Here is a 3,566-nt window from a genome sequence, read left to right on the forward strand (position 1 = left end):
CCTTCTGTCACTCGTTTGCATTTGCAAACTCCGTGCCAGTCCCTAACGTCCCGGCGGGACTCAGGGTCGGGAAACGTCGTCTCCACTAGTTCGTTATACGCAAGCCAGAAAAAATATTTTCTGAGGACAAAAAAGAGGAAACAAAACTCCAAAATACAGTCAAATATATGTATTGACATACTTACGAAAATATACAAAATATAGATGTGGAATTTGAATGGGATTCTAAAAAGAATCAGGAAAACCTAGAGAAACACGGTGTTGACTTTTATACTGCCCAATTCGCTTTTCTTGATAAAAATAGAATTATTTCAAAAGATATTTTGCATTCTACAGAATCTGAAGAACGTTTCTTCTGTTTTGGCTTAGTCCCTGAGGGAATTATTACTGTTCGGTTTACCTTAAGAGGAAAAAACATTAGAATCTACGGTGCGGGATTCTGGAGAGAGGGAAAAAAACTGTATGAAAAAGAAAACAAATTACACTAAAGCTCCTAGTGACGTAGCGAAAGCTCTCAATTCTTCTCTAGTTATTAACGATTTCTTACCTCCTCCGGATAAGTTGATTACAAAAGAAGATAACTCAAAAGTTACCATTTTATTAAGCAAGAAAAGTATAAGTTTTTTCAAAGCTCAATCTAAAAAATCAGGTGTACCTTATCAATCTATGATCAAAAAAGTTTTAGATTTATATGCTGATAGATTTGCTCACAAATAAAATAAAAATTTCTATAATTAATCCGTATATAATTCAAAATCCTTAATTATTAAAATCTAAGAATTTTAGTAAAGAAAGAACAAACATTACAATATTTCTGGCCAGCGTATAACAGCGTGGAAACGCTGCGCTTCGGCATGAGGCCTCGCTTGGGCTGCGCCACATTCCTCTCCGTCACGCTTTCTTGCGCACGCAAGAAGCGCGCCGACGCTAACGCCTCTACGAGGCTCAGCTACGAGGAACGTCGTCTCCACTAGTTCGTTATGCGAAATTAATTTCAAATTATTGAGGAAAAAATGATATTTAAACTCACAAAAAAAGACCAAATTTCGATCAAACATGAGGGAGATATTTATTCGGCCTATACAAATGAATCAATTGAAAATTTCAATCCATCTGTATTAGGGTTAGGAAACATAGAAAGTAACTCAGAGATGCATAGTTCATTCTGCGCAATCTTTGATTTAGAAGGCTTTACAAACTTTAGCAAACAAGCAGATCCACAATTGCTCCTTCCCGTCTTTTTTTCCGAATATCTAAACTGGATTTTCAACTCTTTAAAAGAGGAAGCCTTTGAAAAAAAATTTCCCAAAGGAATAAGTCTTTATCATGAGTTTCCATATTTCTCAAAGTTTATGGGAGATGGCCTTTTGTTCCTTTGGAATACTAAGGATCTTGATGAATTAGGTCAGACTAATTTGGTAATCTCCCTCTGGCAGATATGCAGCGACTACGAATCTAAATTTCTAAATAAAATTAGAAAGAAAGTGGTAGATCCGCCGCCTAAGTTACGCTGTGGAATTGCGAAAGGAAATCTATTTTCCGTCGGAAATGGAAACGACTTTGTTGGTCCATCAATAAATTTTGCTTCTCGATTACAAAAACTTCCAGGCCTGCGATTTGCAGTCTCAGCTAAAGGTTTTAACTTCGAAAAATATATGGAACCAGGAAATTATTCCAAATTTCAATTAGTTACAACACCTGTTAGAGGAATGAGTGATTCCGAATTAATTTTAATCCTTAAAAATGAATATGCGAAACTTAAAGAATCTGAAAAGTCAATTTATACATTAATAAATTAACTTCGCATAACATCGGCTAAACACTGCGCTTCGGGTCTTACGCCCTCGCTTGGCCTTCGGCACATTCCTCTCCGTCACGATTCTTGCTATGCAAGAATACGTGCCGACGCTAACGCCTACTCCGTAGGCTCAGCTCCGAGGAACGTCGTTTAGCCTCGTTCGTTATTTGCAATGTGACAAATCAAAAACTAACAAAAATTAATGAACAATGAAAATATCTTCATAAAATCAAAAAAAGAATTCGTTGAATTCATTAACTCTTTAATTGAAAACCCAGATAATCTCGATAATTTATTAGATTATTACCATAATGAATATTTGGAAATAAAAATTATATACGATTTTTTAATGGAAATTTATTATGAAATAGAATTAAACGATGAAATCGAAATCTTTTTAAGGGAACTGGTTCTTAAATTTTACACAAGTTACAATACAATTAACTTAATCGGAAATTTCAAGACCAAAGTTTTCGGAAATAGACTAGTTCTTGATGACAATTCTATCGGTGCAATTCTGAGAATAATGCTAGAAATCAAATTGAAAATAGTTTTCATTTTCGAAAATTTCAATAATAATAACAAAATCACTAAATTCAGATTTTACATTTTGAAATATTGTGACATCAAAAATTCCCAAAATAATCTTATAAACTATAAAAATAACGAAATTCATGACCAACAACTAACTGAAATTTATGCGCTCATCAAATCGAATGATGAGTATAAAACACTATCTAAAGAATCTATAAACGCTATTAAAAAGGGAAACTGGGCAAAATTTCATAATGGTTTTCTATTTCCTAACTCCAATGTTAACAATAGCATAATAGCACGCCACGTATCTCTCATTTTTCAACTTTTATACATACAACCTTCACAAGTTTAAACTTTAAAAATTTTACTTTTAAATGAGAAAATCACGTCATGAAACAAACTAATCTATTTTGGTATGGCCTCTTTTATAGGCAAAGAAATTCTCATTTTATTAGATTCAATCAAAAACGAAGCTTTAATTAAAACTAATTACGATTACAATCTTAACCTAAATGAAAAATTCGAAATTTGGAATCAAGAAATCGAAAACAATAAAATTTTCGAATCAGAATTGAGAGAAATATAGTCACACTGCAAATAACAGCGACTTACCGCTACGCTTCGGGACAAGCCCTCGCTCGGGCTACGCCAAATTGTCCTCCTGTCACTCGTTTGCATCCGCACGCCACGTATAGTCCCTAACGTCCCTTCGGGACTCAGGGTCGGACAACTTCGGTAAGTCTAGTTCGTTAATTGCAATTGGTTAATTCTATTCAAAAAAACCAGCGCGCAATTTTTCTTAAAAGGTGAAAGTCCAACTGCTCAATTCAATAATAGATCTTTATATCGGTTTTATTACTTTGTTAATGATTCAGGCGTTTTTAAAGAAAAGAATAAGAATTAAGAGATTTATTTCGCTACATTTCCTATTATTTTTTGTCACGGTTTGCATGATCAAAAATGATTGACGCCACGTATAGACCAAGAATAAGAAAGAAAATTTGTGCGCTGGGATTTCAAACACTTCGTATTATTAGCAAATACAACACAAAACCAACTGCAATTAACTACCGCTAACCACTTCACTTCGGGACTTCGCCCTCGCTCGGCCTTCGGCACATAGGCTTTTGTCACTCCTCTTGCTTACGCAAGCCTCGTGCCAATCCCTAACGCCTCCTACAGAGGCTCAGGGCCAGCCTACGTTGGTTAGCTAGTTCGTTATACGAAATTG

General features: G+C 34.9%; 4 protein-coding genes. All 4 read left to right on the forward strand.

Annotated features, from left to right (window positions below):
• The first annotated feature begins 206 nt into the window (after positions 1 to 206).
• Complete coding sequence (locus LEP1GSC199_RS10415) at positions 207 to 488, forward strand: BrnT family toxin (RefSeq protein ID WP_002981841.1); 282 nt, start codon at positions 207 to 209, stop codon at positions 486 to 488.
• A complete protein-coding gene (locus tag LEP1GSC199_RS21820; protein ID WP_231292432.1) occupies positions 463 to 717 on the forward strand; it encodes a CopG family transcriptional regulator in 255 nt (84 codons plus the stop codon). The genes LEP1GSC199_RS10415 and LEP1GSC199_RS21820 overlap by 26 nt, the downstream gene beginning before the upstream one ends.
• A gap of 296 nt (positions 718 to 1,013) precedes the next feature.
• On the forward strand, positions 1,014 to 1,799 hold the full coding sequence (locus LEP1GSC199_RS10430; protein ID WP_002981843.1) for a hypothetical protein: 786 nt from the start codon (positions 1,014 to 1,016) through the stop codon (positions 1,797 to 1,799).
• 201 nt (positions 1,800 to 2,000) lie between these two features.
• A complete protein-coding gene (locus LEP1GSC199_RS10435; RefSeq protein ID WP_002981839.1) occupies positions 2,001 to 2,687 on the forward strand; it encodes a hypothetical protein in 687 nt (228 codons plus the stop codon).
• Positions 2,688 to 3,566 lie beyond the last annotated feature (879 nt).

Source organism: Leptospira vanthielii serovar Holland str. Waz Holland = ATCC 700522 (assembly GCF_000332455.1).
GTDB lineage: Bacteria > Spirochaetota > Leptospiria > Leptospirales > Leptospiraceae > Leptospira_A > Leptospira_A vanthielii.